The 23,737-nt window shown below is 35.4% G+C and carries 24 protein-coding genes; 4 read left to right on the top strand and 20 right to left on the bottom strand.

Annotation, left to right across the window (positions count from 1 at the left end; genetic code table 11):
* Nucleotides 1-28: 28 nt before the first annotated feature.
* Nucleotides 29-916 (top strand): DUF2207 family protein, encoded by an 888-nt coding sequence (locus tag ACWPVO_RS06825; protein WP_454207419.1) that lies wholly within the window; start codon nt 29-31, stop codon nt 914-916.
* A gap of 59 nt (nt 917-975) precedes the next feature.
* On the opposite strand, the gene ACWPVO_RS06820 is transcribed toward ACWPVO_RS06825, so the two are convergent.
* From ACWPVO_RS06820 to ftsE, 9 genes are all read right to left on the bottom strand, one after another.
* Nucleotides 976-1,497 carry a HutD family protein gene (locus ACWPVO_RS06820; protein ID WP_454207417.1) on the bottom strand — a complete coding sequence of 174 codons (522 nt, stop codon included), beginning with the start codon at nt 1,495-1,497 and terminating at the stop codon, nt 976-978.
* Nucleotides 1,498-2,514, bottom strand: a complete 1,017-nt coding sequence (gene fni / locus ACWPVO_RS06815; RefSeq protein WP_454207415.1) for a type 2 isopentenyl-diphosphate Delta-isomerase — start codon at nt 2,512-2,514, stop codon at nt 1,498-1,500.
* 47 nt (nt 2,515-2,561) lie between these two features.
* Entirely contained in the window at nt 2,562-3,530 is a 969-nt protein-coding gene (locus ACWPVO_RS06810; RefSeq protein ID WP_148466360.1) for a gluconeogenesis factor YvcK family protein, read from the bottom strand.
* The gene (gene rapZ, locus ACWPVO_RS06805) at nt 3,515-4,381 is read right to left on the bottom strand and encodes an RNase adapter RapZ (protein WP_060800709.1); all 867 of its coding nucleotides are present in this window, start codon (nt 4,379-4,381) and stop codon (nt 3,515-3,517) included. Before rapZ ends, ACWPVO_RS06810 begins: the two co-directional genes overlap by 16 nt.
* Before the next feature lie 22 nt (nt 4,382-4,403).
* Nucleotides 4,404-5,297 (bottom strand): UDP-N-acetylmuramate dehydrogenase, encoded by an 894-nt coding sequence (gene murB, locus ACWPVO_RS06800; RefSeq protein WP_454207412.1) that lies wholly within the window; start codon nt 5,295-5,297, stop codon nt 4,404-4,406.
* A gap of 1,112 nt (nt 5,298-6,409) precedes the next feature.
* On the bottom strand, nt 6,410-7,579 hold the full coding sequence (locus ACWPVO_RS06795) for a S41 family peptidase (RefSeq protein WP_005953879.1): 1,170 nt from the start codon (nt 7,577-7,579) through the stop codon (nt 6,410-6,412).
* Nucleotides 7,579-8,820, bottom strand: a complete 1,242-nt coding sequence (locus ACWPVO_RS06790) for a murein hydrolase activator EnvC family protein (protein WP_454207410.1) — start codon at nt 8,818-8,820, stop codon at nt 7,579-7,581. The genes ACWPVO_RS06795 and ACWPVO_RS06790 overlap by 1 nt, the downstream gene beginning before the upstream one ends.
* Before the next feature lie 8 nt (nt 8,821-8,828).
* Nucleotides 8,829-9,731: a permease-like cell division protein FtsX gene (gene ftsX, locus ACWPVO_RS06785; RefSeq protein WP_148466357.1), complete on the bottom strand. Its 903-nt coding sequence runs from the start codon at nt 9,729-9,731 to the stop codon at nt 8,829-8,831.
* Nucleotides 9,706-10,404, bottom strand: a complete 699-nt coding sequence (gene ftsE / locus ACWPVO_RS06780) for a cell division ATP-binding protein FtsE (protein WP_005953895.1) — start codon at nt 10,402-10,404, stop codon at nt 9,706-9,708. The genes ftsX and ftsE overlap by 26 nt, the downstream gene beginning before the upstream one ends.
* 216 nt (nt 10,405-10,620) lie before the next feature.
* Between ftsE and ACWPVO_RS06775 the strand changes: the two genes are divergently transcribed.
* Complete coding sequence (locus ACWPVO_RS06775; RefSeq protein WP_005953873.1) at nt 10,621-11,805, top strand: coenzyme F420-0:L-glutamate ligase; 1,185 nt, start codon at nt 10,621-10,623, stop codon at nt 11,803-11,805.
* 267 nt (nt 11,806-12,072) lie between these two features.
* Here ACWPVO_RS06775 and ACWPVO_RS06770 read toward each other — a convergent pair whose 3' ends face one another.
* Complete coding sequence (locus ACWPVO_RS06770; protein WP_005953776.1) at nt 12,073-12,339, bottom strand: Veg family protein; 267 nt, start codon at nt 12,337-12,339, stop codon at nt 12,073-12,075.
* A 321-nt stretch (nt 12,340-12,660) separates the two neighbouring features.
* Between ACWPVO_RS06770 and mnmA the strand changes: the two genes are divergently transcribed.
* Both mnmA and ACWPVO_RS06760 read left to right on the top strand, forming a co-directional pair.
* Nucleotides 12,661-13,722: a tRNA 2-thiouridine(34) synthase MnmA gene (gene mnmA / locus ACWPVO_RS06765; protein WP_454207407.1), complete on the top strand. Its 1,062-nt coding sequence runs from the start codon at nt 12,661-12,663 to the stop codon at nt 13,720-13,722.
* Between the two features lie 15 nt (nt 13,723-13,737).
* The gene (locus ACWPVO_RS06760) at nt 13,738-14,373 is read left to right on the top strand and encodes a 50S ribosomal protein L25 (RefSeq protein WP_005953813.1); all 636 of its coding nucleotides are present in this window, start codon (nt 13,738-13,740) and stop codon (nt 14,371-14,373) included.
* Nucleotides 14,374-14,486: 113 nt separating this feature from the next.
* Here the strand turns inward: ACWPVO_RS06760 and ACWPVO_RS06755 are convergent, their stop codons facing one another.
* The 10 genes from ACWPVO_RS06755 to ACWPVO_RS06710 all read right to left on the bottom strand — a co-directional run bounded on the left by ACWPVO_RS06755 (nt 14,487) and on the right by ACWPVO_RS06710 (nt 23,734).
* Entirely contained in the window at nt 14,487-15,167 is a 681-nt protein-coding gene (locus tag ACWPVO_RS06755) for an HAD family hydrolase (protein WP_454207405.1), read from the bottom strand.
* A gap of 82 nt (nt 15,168-15,249) precedes the next feature.
* The gene (gene bioA, locus ACWPVO_RS06750; protein WP_454207403.1) at nt 15,250-16,452 is read right to left on the bottom strand and encodes an adenosylmethionine--8-amino-7-oxononanoate transaminase; all 1,203 of its coding nucleotides are present in this window, start codon (nt 16,450-16,452) and stop codon (nt 15,250-15,252) included.
* A 15-nt stretch (nt 16,453-16,467) separates the two neighbouring features.
* Nucleotides 16,468-17,151 carry a dethiobiotin synthase gene (bioD, locus tag ACWPVO_RS06745; protein WP_454207401.1) on the bottom strand — a complete coding sequence of 228 codons (684 nt, stop codon included), beginning with the start codon at nt 17,149-17,151 and terminating at the stop codon, nt 16,468-16,470.
* A gap of 10 nt (nt 17,152-17,161) precedes the next feature.
* Nucleotides 17,162-17,716, bottom strand: a complete 555-nt coding sequence (locus ACWPVO_RS06740) for a biotin transporter BioY (protein ID WP_285072570.1) — start codon at nt 17,714-17,716, stop codon at nt 17,162-17,164.
* Nucleotides 17,717-17,956: 240 nt separating this feature from the next.
* Nucleotides 17,957-18,808: a MerR family transcriptional regulator gene (locus ACWPVO_RS06735; RefSeq protein WP_454207398.1), complete on the bottom strand. Its 852-nt coding sequence runs from the start codon at nt 18,806-18,808 to the stop codon at nt 17,957-17,959.
* Between the two features lie 112 nt (nt 18,809-18,920).
* Complete coding sequence (locus tag ACWPVO_RS06730) at nt 18,921-19,403, bottom strand: ferritin (RefSeq protein ID WP_005953759.1); 483 nt, start codon at nt 19,401-19,403, stop codon at nt 18,921-18,923.
* Nucleotides 19,404-19,489: 86 nt separating this feature from the next.
* Entirely contained in the window at nt 19,490-21,592 is a 2,103-nt protein-coding gene (locus ACWPVO_RS06725) for an MFS transporter (protein ID WP_454207396.1), read from the bottom strand.
* A gap of 29 nt (nt 21,593-21,621) precedes the next feature.
* A complete protein-coding gene (locus ACWPVO_RS06720; RefSeq protein WP_454207394.1) occupies nt 21,622-22,515 on the bottom strand; it encodes a PSP1 domain-containing protein in 894 nt (297 codons plus the stop codon).
* On the bottom strand, nt 22,512-23,450 hold the full coding sequence (locus ACWPVO_RS06715) for a DNA polymerase III subunit (protein ID WP_454207392.1): 939 nt from the start codon (nt 23,448-23,450) through the stop codon (nt 22,512-22,514). Before ACWPVO_RS06715 ends, ACWPVO_RS06720 begins: the two co-directional genes overlap by 4 nt.
* The gene (locus ACWPVO_RS06710; protein ID WP_040541191.1) at nt 23,450-23,734 is read right to left on the bottom strand and encodes a cyclic-di-AMP receptor; all 285 of its coding nucleotides are present in this window, start codon (nt 23,732-23,734) and stop codon (nt 23,450-23,452) included. Before ACWPVO_RS06710 ends, ACWPVO_RS06715 begins: the two co-directional genes overlap by 1 nt.
* Nucleotides 23,735-23,737: the final 3 nt, after the last annotated feature.

Genomic DNA, 23,737 nt, shown 5'->3' with positions numbered 1-23,737 from the left:
TTTGTATATAATAGAGATAGGTGATTAAATGGAATTAAAAATGAACTTTTCAACTACATACTTTTTTATTATAAATGTTTTGATTTTTGTCCTATCCTTCTTTATGTTTTACCTACTCAATAAGAAAAAAACATATGAGACTGATAAGGACGTCGATTTAAATTATTATGAAAAGGCCTACCTCTACAAGGGCCCAAACTTTATCTACAACCCCATCATCGCTATGATCCTTAGAGCTAAGGCTAATGGAAATATTGAAATTGAAAAAAATATTTACACGAACAAAAGAGGAGAAGATACGGTCGAATATATATTAAAAAACTTAAATTCATCAAGACTTGATAATGGAGAAAGAAAACTTTTTGAAACTCTTTTTTCTCTTGGAGATGGAGATTCAATTTCCACAAGACAAATGGATAAGCTTAGAAGGACCGAAGCAGACAATTACAACAAGAAGTTCAACGACTTTATCTACTTCCTAGAAGACGAAATGGTGAAGAAAAAACTCTTCACAAGAGAAAAAAATACATTTAAAATATTTTTATCTTTCATAGTTTTTTCAATTTTATTTTTTGTGGGGATCGTAACAGTTTATAACGAAAAATTTTTTGGAATTGCAAGCATAGTCTTCTCACTATTCTTTTACGCATCCTTAATAAAATCTTTCTCCAAGATGACGGAGCTTGGAAACAAAAAATTTAGAGAATTAGAAAAAGTCGAAGAAGGAATAAAGGCTGGAAGAGGGTCAAGTGAAGAAGACTTTCTAGTAGCTCTTGGCTTTGGACTTAAATATGAAAATGTAAAAAGCATTTGCGAGAATATAAATAATAAGGTCTATGAAATCTACCTCGACGAGGACTTTTACAAGACATTAAAAACAGCCCTAGTAGGCGACCACTTGCTAGTAAGAAACTAAATAAAAATTTGCATTAAAAAAACTGTGATTTTACTCACAGTTTCTTTTTTTATAAATTTTTAAAATTCGCAAATTATTATTCTTCCCTGACCTTCTATTTTTATTTTTTCTTCTTCAAGATAGATGGCTGAGAATTTTTCAAAGTTCTTGCCTTGGACTTTTAGTTCTGAATCGTAGTTAAAGATTACTGCCCTCTTGTCTGCCTTAAATTCAAAATTATTTATATTTAAGGAGAACATCTTGGCTTCTTGTCCCTTTTTATAAATTAAGTTGAAGTCTCTCACATCGCCTGATGATTTTGTGGAGTGGTCTCCGTCAAAAAATAAAACTTCAAAGGGATCTAATGTAAATTTATTCCCATCACTTTCAATATTCATCACATTGTCAATTGGTGTGATGTATCTATAAAAACCTGTGTAGGGTGTGTAAACTGATTCCTTGTCTTTGCAAGTTGCCGTAGAAATTCTAAAGTCAAAGTTCTTTTCTCCAACACTTGCTCCTTCTGGGTAGATAAAAACTTCTGTAGTTACTCCTGCAGACCAATTTGAATCTTTAAATTCTTCTTTTTTTATAAATTTCATTTAGTCCTCCAATAATTCTCTTAGTTTTCCAGTCACCTTGTAATCAACTTTTTGAAGTTCAGAAATATTTTTTGCTCCATTTAACATCATTAGCATCTTTGTCTTTTCCATTAGTCCGTCAATGTATCTTAAGGTGTATTCGTATCCACCACGAACGATGTAGGAAAGAATTTCGCCGCTAATAGCAGTCATGTCTGCTCCGATGCAAAGGCTCTTTACTATATCAACAGAAGTTTTTATTCCGCCTGATGCTATTAGACACATGTCATCATAGGCAAGCTTCTTTGTTTCGATTAAACTTAAGGCTGTTGGAATTCCCCAGGAAAATAAATCTGAGATGTCGGCATTGGGTTCTCTTAGGTTTTCAATTTCAAAAAAGTTTGAACCACCGAAGCCTGATATGTCTACATACTTAACTCCAACATCGTGAAGTTTCTTTACAGTTTTTTGTGACATTCCAAAGCCAACTTCTTTAACTATTACAGGGACTTCAGATGTCTTTACAATTTTTTCTATATTATTTAAGATGCCACAAAAGTTTCTTTCGCCTTCAACTTGAACAAGTTCTTGGGCTGGGTTTAAGTGGATTTGAATTGCATCTGCCCTCAAGAGGTCAACTGCTAACTTTGCATCTTCAGTGCTAGCAAATCCAGATAGGTTCGAGATTACAATCCCATCTTTTATTATTTCTCTTACAATTTCAAAGGACTTTCTTGAGTCCTTGTCTTCTAGGGCAATGGTTTGTGATCCAACTGCCATGGGTAGGTCATATTCTGCTGCTACATTTGCAAGAGATCTATTTATTTCCTCTGAAAGATCAGATCCACCAGTCATGGCGTTAATCATCAGTGGAAACTTTACTTTTTTATTTAAAAAATTAAGACTTGTATCAATTTCATCATAATTTATCTCTGGAAGAGAGTCATTATACAAAAAGATATCAGAGAAAAGCGGGTCGCCAACATAGGTTGAGCGAAGGAAGTTTTCTATATGTTCTGTCTTTCTATATTTCCTCATTTCATCCTCCTTTATAACAAATAAATAATATCATCTTTAAATTTTTTTTACAAGAAAGGACTTCTAAAAATGCTGGCCCCTATCTTGTCGCCGTCATGTCTTATAAAGCCGTCCTTAATTTCTATAAACTCGCCCTCTGTGAGCAGGACATTTTTTTCTTTAAAATATTTTTTATCTTCTTCAGTGGCAAAGATTGGTGTGGATTCATCCTTGTTGTAGTAATACTTATAAATTTCATCTGTTGCCCTAAGGTCATTGGCTATGACTTCATCAATAAACTCATAGTTGGAGTGTTTTAAAATCGCCTCGAAGTGGTCCTTCAAGGAATAATTTTTTGTCTCGCCCTTTTGTGTCATGGCATTGGCAATGTAAATTACTCTAGCCTTGGTATCTCTTAAGGCTTCATTGATTCCTCCAACTAAAAAGTTTGGAATGATAGAAGTGTAAAGAGAGCCTGGTCCAATAATAACCACATCAGATGATAGGATTGCTTCAAGAGCATCTTCATTTGCTCTTGGATAATGAGGAATCATAGACATCTTTTCGATTTTTGTGTTTAACCTGTAGCACATCTTGGGAATGTAGGACTCACCCACAACCTTGTCCTTGGATTCGAACTCTGCCACAAGATGAGTTTCATCGAGAGTAACTGGGATTACCTTGCCCGTTACATTAAAGACACTAGACATTTCAAGAAGAGCCTTGTCAAAGGACCCAAAAATGTCAGTTAGGGCTGCAATTAAAATATTTCCCACATTTTGATCCTTTAAGGATCCTGACTTAAACCTGTAGCTCAACAAGTCCCTCATGGTCTTGTCGGTGTTGGAAAGGGCAATGAGGCACCTTCTCACATCACCTGGTGGAAGAATATTTAGTTCCTCTCTTAGGATTCCACTTCCCCCACCATCATCAGACATGGAGACAACAGCAGAAATATTTGTAGTAAAATCTTTTAGTCCACGCAAAATAGTGGAGATGCCTGTACCTCCACCTAGGACTGCTATCTTTTTTTCCATAAATTTTTCTCCATATCCCTATGGGTTACATAGGTGGACTTGTACTCTTCCTTGAGGATCCTGCCTATCTCTTCAGCTATGGCAACAGACCTGTGGAAGCCTCCAGTGCAACCTATCCCAATTGTAAGGACTCTCTTTTGCTCTGCCATGTAGTTGGGGATCAAAAACTTCAAGAGGTCTACAGTCTTATCTATAAATTCTCTAGTGACATCCCACTTCATTACAAAGGACTTTACTTCCTCGGTATTTCCATTTAAATCTTTAAGTTCCTTAATATAAAAAGGATTTGGCAAAAATCTAACATCAAAAACAAGATCAGCGTCCTTTAAGATGCCAGACTTAAAACCAAAACTTGTGACTTCAATGGCAAAGTTGTCCTTCTCGTCATAAGAAACAAAGGCCATGAGTTGCTTCCTCAAATTTTTTGTGGAAAGCCCAGTGGTGTCAATGACGAAGTCGGCACTCTCCTTAATCTTTGAAAGAGTTGCTTCCTCAAAATTATAACCATCAACAATGGACCTATTCATAGGGTGGGGCCTTCTAAGTTCCTTGTATCTTGCAATAATAGTTTCCATATCAGCATAGAGAAACAAGAGCCTGATTTTTAAATTCATTCCCTTTAGCTCTTCGTAGGCAGAATAAAAGTCATTAAAGAGCTCACCACTCCTCATATCTACAACAGCAGCTACTTTTTCAAAGTTCTTGCTCTTAGCATCAAGGGCAATGTTACAAAACTTTGGCAAAAGGGCTGGTGCAAGATTATCCATGGCATAGTAGCCAAGGTCCTCAAAGACATCAAGGGCATAGGACTTACCCGATCCACTCATTCCAGTAATAATTATAATTTCCATTTCATCACCAACTTAAAGCAACTTAGTCACCAATAATTTTAACTTCTCTCTCCATAGTTACGCCGAACTTATCATGAACAACTTTTTGAACTATTTCAATAGTTTCAAGTACATCTTGGGCTGTAGCCTTGTTCTTATTTACAACGAAGCCACAGTGTTTTTCGCTAATGCCTGCTCCCTTGTGGGTAAAGCCTCTTAGGCCAGAATCATCAATTAACTTCCCTGCAAAATAACCTGTAGGTCTCTTAAAAGTGGATCCAGCAGAAGGCATATCAAGAGGTTGCTTGTCAGCCCTTCTTTGGTCAAAGTCCTCGTACTTTTCTCTTATCTTATTCTTATCGCCATCTTCAAGAGAGAAGGTAGCTCCAAGTACAATTAAGTTCCTCTCTTGAACAAGAGAATGCCTGTAAGAAAAGTTCATCTCATCGCCAGGAACTTCAATAACATTTAGATTTTCATCAAGAAGTCTGACGCTCTTTACCACATTTTTTATTTCCCCATCGTAGGCGCCAGCATTCATAACAATGGCACCACCGAGAGAACCTGGAATGCCGTGAGCAAACTCAAGACCAGTAAGAGAGTTTTCCATGGCAAACTCGCTGATTTTTTTCATGCTTGCACCAGTTCCCGCATAAATTTCCTTGTCAGAAACTTTTTTAACATCATCTAACTTGTTTTTAAGCTTGATGATAATACCGTCAAAGCCCTTGTCCCTTACGATGATGTTAGTGCAGTTACCAAGAATATAATACTTGTAATTATTTTTTCTAATAGATTTTAAAATTTCCACAAGAGCCTCTTCATCCCTAGGCTTAATGAGAAGCTTAGCAGGACCACCAACACAAAAAGAAGTGTGGTTCTTCATAGGCTCATCGTAGAAAAAATCTCCCAAATTTTCATTTATATCAAATAACATAGAACACCTCAATTAAATACTAAGTTAATTATATCATTGAAAGAGGGGAAAAGAAAAAGAGAATTGATATCCTCTTTTAGATCTTCAATAGAGGCTTAAAAAGTTTTTGTCTTTAGTTAGTTTTTGTAAAGCTATGCTTTACTATTCTTTATCCGGAGGGGGTTAGGACCTTTCGATTGGTCCTTCCCCCTCCGGGCCTCCCCCAACACCTTCAACGACCTGGCAGGGGCCTTTGCCAACAACCCCGAGCGGCAGACAGCCTAAAATTCAAAACTCGTTAAGCTACACTTTTAAAATTAAAAAAATTATCAACCCAATAAAATCACGTCTTAATTACTCATGCACTCAATCGCTTAACTCAAACAGTTGAATTTCTTAACGGCTGTCTTGCCTTACGGGGTTTTTCAATCTTAGTCTACGATTTTACCTCTACAGAATTTCAAACTTATGTTAGTTTACTTAATAATACCTAACAACAAATTAAAACTTTTACATCAAAAAAACTTAATTAGTGAAGATTAAGCTTTTTCTTTTTAAAAGTTTCTATTTATTTGTGAACTTGTAACTTTTCATAGCTTCATAAGGAACTACAACTTCATAATAAGTTACGAGGCTATAAGATGTCATAACTTTATAACAATTGACGACTCTGTACTTAAACAGTGAGCTGATCGAGTGCCCCAGCTCGCTGAAATGTTATATAGTTATGAGCTTAGCCAATAAATCGCAAGCTAATAAAGTAGTAAGCAAAAAGTTAGTAGACGTTAAAAAAATTTCACTGTTTGAGCTAAGCGAGTTTGAAATTTTTAGTCGGAGAGCTTTTTGCGTATTAATGGGTCGAGCCCCTGCTAGGGCGATGGGGTCAGGGGGAGGTTTAAGGAGGGGGTCAGGGGCCTCGCTCGCCCCTGGCTCCCCCTCCTAATAAAAATAGTAAAGCATAGCTTTACAAAAGCTAATTTAAAAATAAAACTTTTTCAAAAAATTTAATATCTCAAACTTTTAAAAACTTTTGAATATAAAACTTGCCTTAAAGAAATTAAAAGCGAATCTTTTAAAATAATTTTCACTAAAAAAGCAGCCTTCTCTCGGCTGCTTTAATTTCTTAATAAGTTTTATTTTTCTTTTAAAATCTCTAGGGCTTTTTGGAGTTGCGTATCGGTTTTGAGATAGTCCACTCCAATCCCCTTCACATTTTCTGGAAGGTCTACTTCTACGTCGGGTTTTATTCCCAATTTATTTATTGAGTCGCCACTTGGTGTGAAGTATTCTGATGTTGTGAGTTTTAATCCGTCTCCTTCTGGCAAGGCTATTACATTTTGAACTACTCCCTTGCCATAGGTTTTCTTGCCAACAATTTTTGCCCTGTGAAGGTCGCTTATTGCCCCTGCCAAAATTTCTGATGCTGAAGCTGACCCTTCGTTAACGAGGACTACCATCTTGATGTCGTTGTACTTGTCGTCAGTCTTGTAGTCTTCTATGACTTCTCCCTTGTTGTTTTTTAAGGTTACGAAGCTTGCCTTTGGAAGGATTTCATCTCCAATCTCATAAGAGGAGTCTACAACTCCACCAGGGTTTCCCCTCATGTCTAGGACTATTCCCTTGACTCCTTCATCAGTGAGTTCTCTTAAAACTTTTTTGAAGTCCTTGCCCGTCTCTTCGTCAAACATTGTTATACCAATGTAGCCATAGTCTCCAATTTTATTTTTTAGGACAGAATCGATTTTTATCTCTTCTCTTTTTATCTCAACTTCTTTTGTCTTTAGATTTTTCTTCTTTAAAATTAAAATCTTGACACTTGTTCCTGATTCTCCACGCATCTCCTTTGATGCTTGGTCAATTTTATCTGCAGAGAAGTCCTTGCCATTGATTTTTAAAATCTTGTCGCCAGACTCAATGCCAGCCCTATCAGCTGGTGAACCCTTTATTGGAGATACTACAGTTACAGTTCCATCTTCTGCAGGAGAAATTATAACTCCAATACCTTGGAACTTGCCTGTGGTTTGCTCTGACAATTTTTTCATCTCATCTTTTGTGAGATATTGCGAATAAGGATCTTCAAGTCCTGCAACTAAACCCTTTAGGATTCCTGCTTCAAGTTTTTCTTCTTTTATGTCCTTATTGTAGAGATAGTTTTCTTTTAAATACTTTTCAAGTAAGACTACCTTACCAAAATTTTCATTTGTAGCTAAAATACTTTTTACTGTGTAAATTCTCGTAACAACAGCAGTTGTCAAGATTAAGATAACAACTGCTGCCACTTTTAATAATTTATTCTTTTTCATTATACATATCCCAATGGATTTACTGGTGATCCATTAACCCTAACTTCAAAGTGAAGGTGCGGTCCTGTTGATAGACCCGTTGTACCAACAAAGGCTACAACATCTCCTGCTGATACAGAGTCGCCTACTGACTTGTTAAGTGCTGAACAGTGAGCGTAAACTGTTACTGTATCGCCATGATCTATCATTATTACATTTCCATATCCACTCATAAGTCTTGATAAAATTACTGTACCTGACTTAGCTGCAACTATAGGTGTTCCACTTGGTGCTGGTATATCTATACCTGAGTGGAACTTAGAATAACCTAGGATTGGGTGAGTCCTGTAACCAAAAGGCGAAGATATAGAGTAATGACCTGGCACTGGCCAAGTGTAAGCTTGTCCATCTCTTGGTCTTGATGCAACACTTATGTTGCTATTAACCCTATTTGTCCTGTTAGCTGAAGCCCTTTGAGCTCTTGCCTTTGCTTCTTCTTCCTTTTTCTTTTGAACTTCAATTTCCTTTTGAAGTTTTAAAATTTCTAGGTCTAGGTTTTGCCAATCTGTTTGAGCTTTTTCAAACTCTATCTTATAGGCATCAATATTTTTTTCAAGAACTTTCATGTACTCATTCTTTGCATTAACCGCATCTTGATATCCTTGTCTTTCAGATTCAACAGCAGCCTTGCTAACAGAAAGTCTTTCCCTATCTATCTTTAATTTTTCTTCTGTCTTTTTTATTGTGTCGATTTGTGTTTTGATGTACTCGATTAATTCCCTATCAGCCCTTGCGATAGAAGAAATAATTGCGTTATTTCTAAGTAATTCTTCAATATCCTTAGAATTTAACAAAACTTCAATGTAGGTAATATTACCTCTCTTATACATTTCCCTTAGTCTTGACCTTAGGGACTTTGTATTGGCCTCAAGATTTGCCTGAGCTTCTTGCAACTTTCTTTGATTCTCAGCAATATCTTGGTTGAGTTTATTTATTTCTTTCTCAAGAGATTGAATCTTGTTAGACTTCTCTAGAATCTTGGCATCTAAAGTTTCTATTTCATCGGAAACAGATTTTTTTTCTGTTTCTGTATTAGAAATATTAGTCTTTTGCTCCTTCATTTTTGAATTGATTTGTTTTTTTTGTTGAATTTTTTTATTTTTTTCAATAGTTAGAGTCTTAGAAGACTTTGCAAAACTTGCACTTGGGGCAGCCATTATGGCAGCCAGGCAAATTGCAAGAATCTTTTTCTTACTATACATTCTTTCACCTACACATCTAAAAACTTCTTAGTGGAGAATAGGGATCCAAAAAATCCAATTCCAACACCAATGCATAAAAACACAATATATAAGTCTGTCCTAACAGATGCTGCAGTTAACATATCCACTCCTGTGATCTCATGGAGTTGTGGATTTAACCTATCAAAAATTATTCCATAAAGTCTCAGCGTCAAGAAACCTGATATGGCTGACCCAAGAATTCCAAAAATAATTCCATTTATTAAGAAGGGTCCCCTTATATAAGTATTAGTTGCTCCAACATACTTCATTATGTTAATTTCCTTTTCCTTGTTTGAAATGGCAATCTTAATTGTGTTGTGAATAATTAAAACAGAAATCAAAACTAGGATTAAAACAATTGCGGCTCCCACATACTTAACTCCGTTTTGAATTTTCATCATTTGAGTTACAAAGTCATAGTAATAATTGTGGTCCTCGACAATTGGAAGATCCTTGTACTTGTCTTCAATTTCCTTTCCATAGGAAAGTTCTTTCATTTCAACAGTTATAGAAGCTGGAAGTGGATTTCCACCAGGAATATTTTCTAGGATTGAGGAGTTTTCTCCAAAACCTTCTTTGAATTCCTCTAGGGCTTCTTCCTTAGAAACATAGGCAACTTTTTTTACCTTTTTGTTTTCATCAAGTTCATCAATAAAGGCATTTACATCCTTAGGCTTTGCATCGTCCTTTAAGAAAAATACAACCTTGTCTAACTTCTCTCCTGTTTGAAATACCATTCCGTTTAAATTCAAAACCATAAGCATAACTACACCAAAAAGTGTAAGCATAGCTGTAATGGAAATTACAGAAGTAAAGGACATGGTCTTGTTTCTCCACAAGCTTGAGAAGGCTTCCCTCACAAGATTAGAGAGCTGTCTTATTACCTTCATAGTAACCTCCTTCTCTTATATCCGAAACAATGGAACCATTGTCTAGGGTAACTACCCTTTTGTTAAACTTGTCTACAATATTAACTGCGTGAGTTGCCATTATAATTGTCTTGCCTGCATCGTTAATATTTTTTAGGGCAGACATAATATCCCAAGCAGTAGACTCGTCAAGGTTACCTGTTGGCTCATCACAAACTAGATAAGGAGCATCATTTACAATTGCCCTTGCAATGGCAACCCTTTGTGACTCTCCACCAGATAGCTCTGAAGGATAGTCCTTTACCTTGTCACTTAAGTTAACAAGGTCGAGAGCATAATCAACTTTTTTATTTATTTCTTTTTTTGATTCTCCAAGAATTTCTAGGGCAAAGGCCACATTCTCGAAGACAGTCTTTTTTTCTAAAAGTCTAAAGTCTTGGAAGACAACAGATATATTTCTCCTAAGTTTAGGAATCATATATTTTGAAATTTTAGTTATTTCATCATCGCCGATAAAAATCTTACCACGATTAGCTTTCTCTTCTCTTATTAGAAGTTTAAGCATTGTAGACTTACCAGCACCAGATGGGCCAACTAAGAAAACAAAATCGCCGCGAGGCACTTCAATATTTATATTTGAAAGCGCAGCAACACCATTGTTGTATTCCTTATAAACATTTTCAAATTTTATCATAAAAACACCTTTCTATAATCTTAATCAATTATATTACAAAGTGGTTACAAATGTACAGTGAATTTATTAATTTTCCCAATTAACCCTTGATATAGTAATATTTTTAAAGGCTAATTGCAAATTTATAAAATTTTTAAAAAAAATATTTTACATTTCTAAAGACTTCGTGTATAATTTTGAAGTAAAAAAGTAATTTATTTAAATGTAGGAGGAATTATGCAAAGATACATTGGTACAGTAGTACGTGGAATCCGTACACCTATTGTAAAAAGTGGAGACAATCTAGTTGATATTGTCGTTGATTCCCTAGGAAAGGCTCTTGAATCAGAAAATATTTCTGTGAGGGACAAGGATATTGTTGCAGTAACAGAATCTTTAGTTGCAAGAGCACAAAACAACTATGTTACTATTGATGACATAGCAGAAGACATTAACAAAAAGTTCGACAAGGAAATTGGAATTGTATTCCCAATTCTTAGCCGTAACAGATTTTCAACAATCCTAAGGGGTATTGCAAAATCAGGAAAGAAAATACATTTTCTCTTCTCCTACCCATCTGATGAAGTTGGAAATTCACTAATGGATCCAAGCCTTCTTTACGAAGCAAAAATAAATCCATTTGCAGATGTCTTAGAAGAAAAAGATTACAGAAGAATCTTTGGTGAAGAAGTTAAACACGAATTTACAGGTATTGATTATGTAACTCTTTACAAGGAAATTTGTGGTGGCAACTGCGACATCCACTTCTCAAATGATCCTAAGACTATTCTAAATTACACAGATGAAGTTCTTATTGGATCAACTCACACAAGATTTTCAATAAAGAGACTTTTAAAAGACGAAGGAGCAAAAGTTGTTCTTGGTCTTGACGATATATTAAATGAATCCATTAATGGAAGTGGCTACAACGAAGAATTCGGTCTACTTGGATCAAACTTCGCATCTGACACTAGATTAAAACTTTTCCCTAGAGACGGAGAAGCTTTTGTAAAAGAAGTTCAAAAGAAACTAATTGAAAAATACAACAAGCAAGTTGAAGTTATGATTTACGGCGACGGTGCCTTCAAGGATCCAGTTGGGAAAATTTGGGAACTTGCAGACCCAGTTGTATCACCTGCTCACACAGATGGACTTGCTGGTCAACCAAGCGAACTTAAAATCAAATACATTGCAGACACTGACCTAAAGGATATGGACACTGAACACGCAACTGCTGCAATGAAAGAAAAGATTTCTCACAAGCAAAAGGACCTTGTTGGAAAAGACGAAACTCTTGGAACTACTCCTAGAAGAATCACTGACTTACTTGGAAGTCTTTGCGACCTTACAAGTGGATCAGGTGACAAGGGTACTCCAGTTATTTACATCCAAGGTTACTTTGACAACTTTGCAACTGAATAATATATAAAATTTATGCCACCCCTAGGGGTGGCTTCTTTTTTTATTTCTTACATATTAATTATTAAATAAAACTTATAAATATAGTTTAACAAATTCTACTTTTATTTCATCTTAGTTAAATAAAATTTTTATCCTCTTAAAATTCAAAAATTTTTTTAAAATCTATTTTATAATTTCTTTTCATAATTACTTACTACTAATTAAATTTCTGCAATAAAAAAACAGGTGTCTTAACACCTGCCACAAATCTAAGTATATAAAAAGATTTTATGATATCATCTTTGCATCTTTATATGTCACATCTTCATCTAAAACTGTAACTTGAACTGTTGATGTCAATACGTCAGAATAAGTGTAGCTTGCAGTCACTAATTCTTCTCCATTAAAAACCTCAAGTACAAAAAGACTTGGGTAAGTTGCCTTTAGGATTCCCTTCCTAGTTACAATTTTTTTCCTGCCCTTGTTGGCCCTTACAATAACTTTCTTTCCAATGTGGTTCTCAAGTTCTCTCTTGATAATTTGCATTTGATTCATTCGACACCCATTCCTTCCAGAGCTTTAATATTAACTTATTATACATTAAAAAGCTATGTCTGTCAAATAAATCTATAATTTTACTCCATAGTAAAAACTTTGTCAATAAAATTTCTCCATTATTTTTAAATTTTCTCCAAAAGATTTTTAATAAAAATTTACAAAGAGGACAAGAATTTTTATAGACTAAATTTTTACAAGAAATATTTTTTATTTTCTCTTCAAAAGTCTTACAAACTCGTATTTTCTTAAATAAAGGTGGATTTTTCCAAACAACTATTGTATAATTATGTATTGTTATTGAGTGGATTGGAGGTATTGATGCAAGAAAAGAAAAAAGTCATTCTTGGAATGAGTGGCGGTGTGGATTCATCTGTTTCCGCAATTCTCTTAAAGGAAGCTGGCTACGATGTTACAGCAGTCTTTATGAGGAACTGGGCAGAAGATGATGGCATGTGCACTGCTAGAGAAGATTATATAGATGTTGTCTCTGTATGCTCTCAACTTGGCATTAAATATTTTACTGTCAACTTTGAAAAAGAGTATAGAGATAGGGTTTTTTCTTATTTTCTTAGTGAATATAAAAAAGGCAGAACTCCAAATCCAGATGTTATGTGCAATACTGAAATAAAATTCAAGGCCTTCCTTGACTACGCAATGGATTTTGATGCTGATTATATTGCTATGGGTCACTACGCCAGGACTAAAAAAGTCCATGGCAAGACTTACCTCTTAAAGGGTTTAGATAATAATAAGGACCAGTCCTACTTTTTATCAAGGGTTAAGTCGGAAGCACTTGAAAAAACTCTCTTCCCTGTTGGTGATTTAACTAAGGATGAAGTAAGGCGCATCGCAGAAAAATATGAACTCTCAACTGCTTCTAAGAAGGATTCTACTGGAATCTGTTTCATTGGCGAAAGAGATTTCAATGAGTTTTTAGATCAATTCCTATTTACTAAGCCTGGTAAAATTGTGGACGAAAAGGGCAAGGTATTAGGAGAACACTCTGGCCTTATGCACTACACCATTGGTCAAAGGCGTGGAATTGGCATTGGCGGCGTTGGAAGTGGAGAACCCTTCTTCGTTGCTGATAAGGATTTAAAAAACAATCTTTTAATTGTGGCTCAGGGGATTAACAACCCAGTTCTTTATAAGGATGAATTTGAAGTTGAAGATATTTTCTGGATTACAGAAAATCCTTCTCTTCCAGTGGATTTATCTGTTAAAATAAGATACAGGGCCAGTGATCAGGCTGCCACATTGGAAAAACAAAATGATAAATGTGTTGTTAAACTGAAAAAACCACTTAAGGGTGTCACACCTGGTCAAGTGTGTGTTTTTTATCAAGGCGATGTTTGTCTTGGTTCAGGTATTATAAAATAATTTTTGGAGGTATATATGAAATTAGTTTTAAACAAAAGAGATGCTAAGGGTAAAAACAAGGTTGATAAACTAAGAGCTAATGGTGAAATCCCAGGAGTTCTTTACTCAAAGGGTAAGGAAGCAAGAATGGTAAGCGGTCTTGAAAAAGATCTTTTAAAGGCTTATAGCCAAGAAGGTTATTCAAACATTTTCGATATCGACATCGATGGAGAAACTACTTCTGTTCTTTTCAAAGAAGTTCAAATGCACCACATTAAAAACGCTATGGTTCACTTTGACCTATATGAAATCGACATGAACACAGAAATTTCTGTTGAAGTACCTATCGTTCTTGAAGGTAGAGACGAAGTTAAGGTTCAACCATCTTCATTAATCCAAGTACTAAACGAAGTTACTGTAACTTGTCTTCCAAAATATCTTCCATCAGAAGCTATTGTAAATGTTGTTGAAATGCAAATTGGTGAAACTAAAACAATTGCTGACCTTGACATTTTCGGTGACGAAAACATTAAGATTGAACACCTTGAAGCTGATGAAGCTGTTGCAACTCTTGTTGAACCAACAGAAGAAAAAGAACCAGAAGAAGGAGCAGAAGAAGCTTCTGCAGAAGTTCCTACTGTTTCTGAAACTGAAGAAAAAGAAGAAGAATAATAATTTAATAAATTTAAATATTATAAAAGGGCTCTTGGAGCCCTTCTTTTTCTTGCCCAAATTCCTTGAGCTTTTTTATTTTTAATTTTTTAAGATAGAAATGTTTTACAAGCTTATAATAATTTCAAAACTTGACTTGGATCATCAATTATATTGTCTGTGTACTTGGCGAGCATTTCTCTCGAACCAGTCCCACATAGGACCCCAACCTTAATGGTGTCTTCACCAAAAACCATATCAACTCTTGAGTCCCCAACAATAATTATTTCTTGGTCTTCAAGTGAATATTTCTTTTTAAAAACTTCCAAGCTCTCCTTGTTGGGCTTCTTCTTATAAATATCTGCAGCTGCATAAAAATCTATAAAGGAGTCAAGACCCAAATAGTCCATAGAATACTTGGCCTGCCTGTAATTATCCGATGTGAAAATCCCTATTAGGATTTTTCTATCTCTTAAAGCTTCAAAAAGCTTCCTCAAGTCGCAGGTCTCCCTTATGAATTTATTATTTTCCTTCAAGTAGTTTAAGAGGTGGTCGTCTAACTCCCCATAAATTTCATCTAGGTCCTCATCAAGATACTTGGAAAAAATTATTGCCAAGTCCATAGCAGTCTCCGATGAGAGAATAGAATTTTCTTCCACTCCACCATCTTCCCTTATGCCAATTTCCCTAAAGACTTCCCTCTTCTTATTATCATCTAAAATTTTATTTTCTAAAAATCCTACAATTGAATCAACCCAGCCTTCAGTAAACTGGAGGAGGGTTCCATCCTTGTCAAATAATATTGCCCTTATCATCTTTATTCCTTTCCAATTATTATAAGTAAATTATAGCTTAAAATTCTCCAAAAGAAAAAGCCCTGACAAGCAGGGCAAAATTTTATTTATTCTCAAACCATTCCTTCATAGTCCTCATTACTTTTCTAAGTTCCTCTTCACTAATTACATAGGGAACCATAGAGTAAATGTATTTCACAAAGGGTCTTGCAAAGACTCCCCTTTCGTAGGCGAACTCTTGGAATCCTTCTATGTCCTTGCCATCCTTTACTTCAATGCAGACGCAAGCTCCCATGATCCTAACTTCTTCAATCTTGTCATGAGTGAAGCCTTCAATTTCTTCTCTTTCAATTTCTTCAATCCTCTTTATCTTACTCATGAAGTCTTCTTCTTGGAAGATTTCAAGACACTTCGATGCAACTGTGCAGGCTAGGGGATTTCCCATAAAGGTTGGTCCATGCATGAGGGCATGTCTTGGGTTATCATCGTAAAAGGCATCAAAGACCTTCTTGTTTGCAACTGTGGCAGCATGGCCAAGGTAACCCCCTGTAAGGGCCTTTCCCAAGCATATTATGTCTGGTAGGACTAGGTCTGCTACAAACCTGTTACCAGTTCTTCCAAATCCTGTTGCGACTTCATCAAAGATAAGTAGGACATTATGCTCATCGCAAAGTTTCCTTGCTCTTTCTAAAAAAGAAATGTCATACATCCTCATTCCACCAGCACCTTGTAAAAGTGGCTCAACTATAAAGGAGTTTAGCTTGTCCCCATATTTTTCAAAGGCATCTTCTAGGGCCTGTATTTCAGTTGGAATATTTACAACATACTTGCTCTTGCCATAGGTTTCTAGGACAAAATGGTAATCTTCATCGTCGCCAACTTCCATAGTCTTGAAGGTGTCCCCATGGTAGGCATGAGTCAAGGCAAGTATCATGGTCCTGCCGGCTTCTCCCTTGTTCATGTAGTATTGAAGGGCCATCTTTAGAGCAACTTCCACTGCCACAGATCCCGAGTCAGAGAAGAAGGGATAGTCCAAGTCCCCTGGCAAGAAGTCCTTTAATTGGTTGGAAAGTCTTTCTACTGGCTCGTGAGTTAAACCTCCCAACATTACATGAGAAAACTTCTTCACTTGACCTATAAGGGCTTCATTTATTTTTTCATTTTTGTAGCCGTAAATTGTAGACCACCAAGATGAAACTGAGTCAATCATTTCCTTGTCCTCAGTGTAAAGATAAACTCCCTTAGCATCTACGACCTTGTAGGGTGGCTTCATGGTCTTTAATTGTTCGTATGGATACCAAATCATTTTATATAGTAACTCCTATTCATAAATCTCTTTCAGCTTATCAATATCTATATCCAAATCCTTGTCCCCCTTCTTTACGCAGGCTAGGACTTTGAGACCTGACATGTGCTGGCACATTTTTATGTTGTCCTCTTGCAGCACATCTCCTGGGATAAAGTTGTTAAAAATTATTCCCTTGATCTTCATTCCCTTTTCCTTCATGTAAAAGGCCGTCAAGACAAGATTATTTATAGTTCCAAGGCCTGCATCGGCAACAATGATAGAAGAAAGCTTTGCCTTCTTTACAAAGTCCTCTAAATAAATTTCTTCATCATCAAATCTTAGTGGACAAAGAATCCCGCCAGAGCCTTCAAGAGTAATGTAGTCGTACTTTTTCTCTAAGTCCCTAAGCTTTTCCACTACATAGTCAAGATTCACAGGATTGCCCTCGATTTGAGCTGCCAAGTGAGGAGAGTAGGCTCTCTCATAAATGTAGGGACACATCTCATTAAGATCTTGGTCTATACCTGCTAGTTCTTTTACAAATTTTGCATCACCAGGTATGAGATTTCCATCAGCATCCTTGTCGTTTCCACTCATGGCAGCCTTGTAGTAGGCTGATTTTTCTCCTGCCTCGTGGAGCTTCTTCACAAGAAGTCCTGCCACGTAGGTCTTTCCAATTTCAGTTCCTGTTCCTGTTACAAAAATATTCTTACTCATTTCTTCTCCTTTAATTATAGGACTTGTTAAAAATTGGAATTAATCTCTTGCCAAGGAAGGCACCTAAGAAGCACAAAACAATGTCCCCTGGGATTGCAAGTAAGAAGCAATAAATTATAATTGCCTTAACTCCAATTGGTGATTCAAGATAAAAATTGCTGATTAAATAGTAATAAATCATGCCAAAACTATAAACTATGGCAAGGCCAGCAAAATTTGCCTTAAGAAGTCTCTTCATGTCAGGTCTCTTATCCTTGTTTGCAATCTTTCCTGTGACATAAGCGCCAACTGCAAAGCCTATTATGTAACCAAAGGATGGCTTAAATATATAGGCAAGACCACCGCCTTCAGTAAAGACTGGTAGACCCATAAGACCCAAAATTATGTAAACAACAACTGCTGTTGCACCGAGCTCTGGTCCCAACAAAAGCCCTGCCAACATGGTAAATAAAAGTTGCAGGGTAAAGGGTAAGACTGGAATGGGCACCCTAATAAAAGTTCCCACAACAATAAGAGCAACAAAAAGCGAACACATAACTAGGTCTCTCGCTTTTAAATTTTTCACATTAACCTCCAAAAATTTTATTAGTAAATAAATTACTTTAAATAAGTTAACATTTTACTTTTTATTTGTCAACTATATATTTTTTATAGTTAACCTTGTTTCTGTGTCCTTATTTTTTCCTCCTTTGCCCTAGAATTCAAGTCAAAATCTAAAAATCTTATTTGCTAGTAATTTAAATTTTTATAAAAAAACCCCATTTCATTTTTATGAAACAGGATTTCAAATTCTTAATTAATAAATTTATTTATTTCGCTCCCTTAAAAATTTTTCGTTAGCCTCCAAAAGCTTTTTATAATAATCATCATAAGCAGGTGAAATCTTCCTTATTAAAGGAATGACCAAGTCATAATAATTATTTTTTACCATGTAAGCTCGGAGCTTGTCGGAAATTTTTTTCACCTGACTAGACTTATAGTCCTCACTCTCTTTAAAGGCTTCATAGGTCTTGACCTTGTCTTTGTTGTCTTCCATCCAGTCTTTATAATTATATACAGCTTGGATTTTTTCCTGGTTAAGGGATTCTAAATTTTCTAAGTCAAATCCACTAGTTAGCTTTTCAATGTAGGCCTTCTCTTCTTCTGTAAAATCAATTTCTGGAAGAGAGTCCAAATATTTTATTAATTCATCAAAGTAAGACTCTTGATCTTTATCTAGCTTGTCAACTAAGAAAGGCTTATAAGACATGAAGAAGATGTGACCAAAGTATCCTGGAAAAACCCTTGTGAGTCTTTCATATATAGTCTCTTCCTTCTCTAAATATTCAAGGTCTTTAGAAATTTCTTCAAAGTCTTGGGACTTAATTAACTTCTCCAATAAGTTCTTCTTACCTTCTTCAAGTTCAAGTCTATACTGGCGGTCTCTTAAAATATTTCCAAGATGATTTTCATTAGATGATAAAATATTTTTTATTTCAAGGAGGCTAAGGCCTAACTTCCTATAAATTGAAATTTTTAAAAGCCTATCCACATCTTCCTGAGAATAGGACCTGTAATTATTTTCTCCCTTAGAAGGTCTTATGAGTCCCTTGTCTTCATAATATAAAATTGCCTTTCTTGTTAGTCCAGTAATTTTTTCTACTTCATTTCTTTTCATAGTCCACCTCCAAGTATAGGATAAGCCTGCCCCTTGCGGTCAAGTCAAGACCTTTTAAAATTTTATATAAAAAAAGATACCCCTAAGGGTATCTCTTAAAATAAATTTTAAATTATCTTCTTCCAAGTTCTGCGTCGAAGATATAAAGTCCAGACCAGCTTTCGTTGATTCTTTCAAGTCTTTCGATAAGTCCTCTGAAGTGATCTTCTTCTTCAACTTGTTCGTCAACATACCATTGTAGAAGTGAAGTAACTCTGTGGTCATTTTCCTTTACTGAAAGATCGTAAAGATTGTTAATTCTCTTTGTAACTTCTTTTTCGTGTTCTAATGCAGTCTTGAATGTTTCTGTAAATGTACCAAATTCAGTTTCTGGTTTTTTAATACCTTCAAGATCAGGTCTTACATCAATTGCAAATAAGAATTGTCTTAATTTTTCAGCGTGTTCAAATTCTTCTTCAGCTTGTTTGTCAAAGAAGTGAGCGAAACCGTCCATGCCCTTATCTTTAACATAGTTTGCCATAGAATAATAAATATATCCTGATTCTACTTCAAAATTGTATTGGTCAATAAGTCCTTTTATTAGTTTACTTTCCATAATTAAAAACCTCCCAGTTTTTTATTTTCTTTATAAGCTTATTGCTTCTAAATTTATGTTACCCCTCAAATATATTACTAAACAATTTATTTTAAAACTCCTAAGTTGTCTATAGAAATTTTTATATTATTCTTGAATTTAAATTCGATCTTGTTTATCTCAACTAAATTCAAATTATTATTTTGATTTTTAAAGTCCTCTAATGGAATTATAAGGGTTTGAGGTCCAAACCTCTTGTAGTAATCATCTTCAAGATAATCAATTTTATAGAGGTAGGATTTTGTCATTGGTATAAGCTTTTTATAATCACTAAGGCTTAGGGTAGAAGAATTGCCCCAAGTGTCTTGGATCTCTAAATCTATATCTCCTTCAATTTCTTCGAAGTTTAAATTCTCTATATCAAACTGTAAAAATCTACCACTAGGAATTTTTTCTGTGAACCTCAAAGAATAATTTGAATTTTCATTTGCATCAATAAAAACTCCTGTAGTCTTAGAATTTTTTTCTCCATATTCGTGGCTGTCTTCATAAATTTTTGCTAAGTTAGAAAAGTTTACGATTCCACCAGGAATTGATGTTGTAGTGATGTCGTAGTCCTCTTCAAAGTCTGCAAGCTTTATGAAATTGGAATCCATGTATCTTGTGTAGTAGTTTGTCTCTGGAAGGTCTCCATAATTATAAGGTCCTTCCTTAAAGATTTCTCTGTTGTAGGTTCTGCCAAAGACATTTTCCAAGAAGTTAAGGGTGTAAGCTGATAGAATTTCTCTTTGCTTCCTGCCATCTATTAGCTCCTTCCTATTTAAGAAAAATCCTTCGCCTGGGTCAGAGTCAAAGTCTCCCCAAAGTTTGTTGAAGTTGCCATGGTTGGCATAGCCAACATAAACTCCAGCCTTGAAATTGTCCTTTTCGCCAGAAAAGATTACATTGTCATAGAGGAGCATGCCTTCGAAGCCATCTACGTCGGCATCATTTGTTCCCCCAATGGTCAAATAATTTACATCTCTTAAAATTAAATTCTTACCACCTGGTTGGTACTGGTTGTAGGTTGGGGCAACAGTAATTATACCCTTGATGTTAAAGTCATACTTGTGAGTTAGTTTGCCATTGTCTGGGTGGAGTTTAAGTTCGTTAAAGTTGTAGGCAATGGCTGCTGCCTCGCCACCTCTTGAGTGACCCATGAGGGCAATATTATCCTTGTCAAACCTATTGTAAAGGACGCTGTCCTTAGTCCTATTCCTCTTAAAAATATTTTCCATATTCTCAAGTAAGAGGACTGCTCTTGCATCATTTTCATTGCCGAGTCCAAAGTTCATGAATCCATTTAACATATTCATGTCAACAGAGACCATGGCTATTCCCCTCTTGGCAAGATAATGACCTAGGTAGTCGTAGCCAAGATAGTTTTTTGTTGTGAACCTGTGGTTGCCATGGACCACAAATAAAACTGGAGCCTTGTCTAAGTCCTTAGGTGCGTAGATTCTTCCCTTGACTTCTGTTTTGTTAAGGCCCTTGCCAAAGAACTTGTCCCTGACTTTTTTTGTACTACCAGAATAGGATACAAAGTCCCTTAAGTCTACTGGAGTAGCTTCATAGTCAATTACTTCAACCTTATACTTTTCACTTCTTCCAGCAATTTTATTTTTTTCGCCTTCAAATTTATAAATTTCTCCAGAATTAAAACCTGGAAAGACCATAAAATAAATTGCAGCGGCCAAAATTATTCCACTTGGTAGTAAAAATAAAAGTGCCAACTTTTTTTTGTTCCTTGTAAAAGGAATTAATGACTTTGAAAAAGTTACAAGAACTATAAAGGCTGTGGCAATAAAAATTATTTCAAAATAATCCATGTCCACATAGTAGAGGCACTGGTCATAAAAATATTTCAAGCCCCAAACTAGCATGGAGTAGATGGCAAGGTTCTTTGCCCTCACCCTCTTTATAAGTAAGAATCCAATTTTTAAAAGTTGCCAAAGAATGAAATAGGCAAGATAAAATAGGACTGAAAGACCTAAGAAGGCCAAGCTCTTTGGAATATTAAAATCGGATATATAGTAATAAAAAAAGGTGGCCGAAAACAAAGATATTATTGCCACCATTATAAAAGCAAAGCCATTGGCCCTGCCAAAATGTCTCTTAAAAAAACTATTTATTTTATTGGAAATTTTAACTAAAAAATTATTTATTTTCATAACAAAGGGGATAAGACCTTATCCTATCCCTAATCCCTCTCTAATTCTACTAATTCTCTTTCGTCGTACTCTTCAACATTAAGTGATCTTGATCCATCTATAAAGGATCTGTTAAACTCACGAGTCCTCTTGACTTCAGAAAGTTCCATATAGACAGTTTCTTTCTCATCATTAACTTCAAACATAACCTTTACAAGCTCTTGTATTGTATAAGTTGAGACAACTGTACCCTTGCCTCTTTCTGTCTTGACAATTTCTCCAAGTCTTGGCATCCTCTTGTTAATACATTCGTAGCCATCTTGTTCGTATTTTAGGCAACACATAAGTCTGCCGCAAATTCCAGAAATTTTTGTTGGGTTAAGACTTAAATTTTGGTCCTTTGCCATCTTAATTGAAACTGGCGAGAACTCACTTAAGAAAGTTGAGCAGCAAGTTGGTCTGCCACAACATCCAAGACCACCAACAAATTTAGCCTCATCACGAACTCCAATTTGTCTAAGTTCTATTCTTGTCTTAAAGATTGCTGCAAGGTCTCTAACAAGGTCCCTAAAGTCAACCCTTCCATCAGCCGTGAAGTAAAATAATAATTTGGACCTATCGAAGGTATACTCACAGGATATTAACTTCATGTCAAGTCCATGCTCTTCCACCTTTTGGTCACAGATTATTATTGCTTCCTTGGCCTTATTTCTATTTTCCACATTGACATTTTTATCTTCTTCACTTGCAAGACGAAGCACAGGTTTAAGCTCTCCCTTAATGCTTTCCTCTTCTACTTCTTTTATAAGTTCAACTGCTCCAAACTCAAGGCCCCTCACAGTTTCAACAATTACATAATCTCCAATTTTTAAATCTATATCAATGGGATCGAAGTAATAGATTTTTCCAGTTCTCTTGAACCTTACTCCAGCTATTTCTATCATCTAACTCCCCCTAAATCTATTAAAAGCTTTTCTATATTTAAATCGAAATTCACATTTTTTTCCTTGCGACCCAAGGCATTTATAAGTGCATCATAAGAATGAATTGCCCTATCAATGGAAAGGTCTTGTAGCTTCAAGAGGTCTAGTTTGTCGATGTTAACAACAAAGTCCTCTCTGCCACTTTTCATATAAACTAAGTCAAGATACCAAATTATCATGAAGTTTAAAATATCCTTGAAGTCATCCTTCTTGTCCTTAAAAAATTTCATTTCATCAAAAATGAATTCTGTCTTCCTGATTATCCTATCAGTCATATTTATTATATCTTCTCTCTTGGATAGGAGTTCAGGATCTTCAGAATATTTTATTGCAAGACTCACATCTCCATTAGAAAGCCTAGAGAAAAGTTTGGCATTTCTAGGAGAAACCTTCCTTGAAAGTAAAAATTCCTCAAGCCTATCTTGTGTCAGGTCTTGGAATTTTAAAATTCTACACCTTGAAATAATTGTTGGAAGAATATTTCTCATGTTGCTTGAAATTAAAATTAAAATTAAGTAGTCCATAGGCTCTTCCAAAGTCTTTAAGAGTGCATTCTGTCCCTCAGCCGTAACCCTGTCGAAGTCATCAATAATAACAATCTTGTGGCTTCCAGAAAAGGGTTTTGAAAATGAATTTTCGATTATCTCTTCTATATCTTGTTTCTTTATTGTGTCCTTTTTTTGCACCACAAAGAGGTCTGCATCTTCAAAGTCATCAATCCCACTAAAAAATCTTATTCCTTCAGGTGTCTCCTTTAGGATGGACCTGGCAAAATTTTTGGCGTGGGAAAATTTACCTATACCCTTGCTGCCAGAGAAAAGATAGGCGTGACTATAGGATTTGTTGATGAGGTCTCCCTCTAGGCTATTTATTACGGACTTATTTTCTAAAAACATTAAATTCTCTTTGAGTCTTCCAAATCAACTACAAAAATCGTAGCTCCAGAAACCTTGAAGTCCCCTTCTTCCATGTGAACATCTTCGGCTTCTGTTTCTTCTTTAAAGATTTCATAAATCTGGTCAATTTCACTTTCTTTACATCCTAAAAGAAGAGTTGTGTTACCAGCTTTAAAAAATCCACCAGTTGAAGAAAGTCTAGTTACATATATATCTTCATCTAAAAATCTATCTATAAGTGCATCAGTGTACTTTTCTTGCACTATTGCAATCATCATTTTCATATT

The organism is Peptoniphilus sp. Marseille-Q6390 (assembly GCF_965119475.1).
The sequence above is the reverse complement of the archived record's forward strand: the minus strand, read 5'-3'. Positions and strand labels throughout refer to the sequence as shown.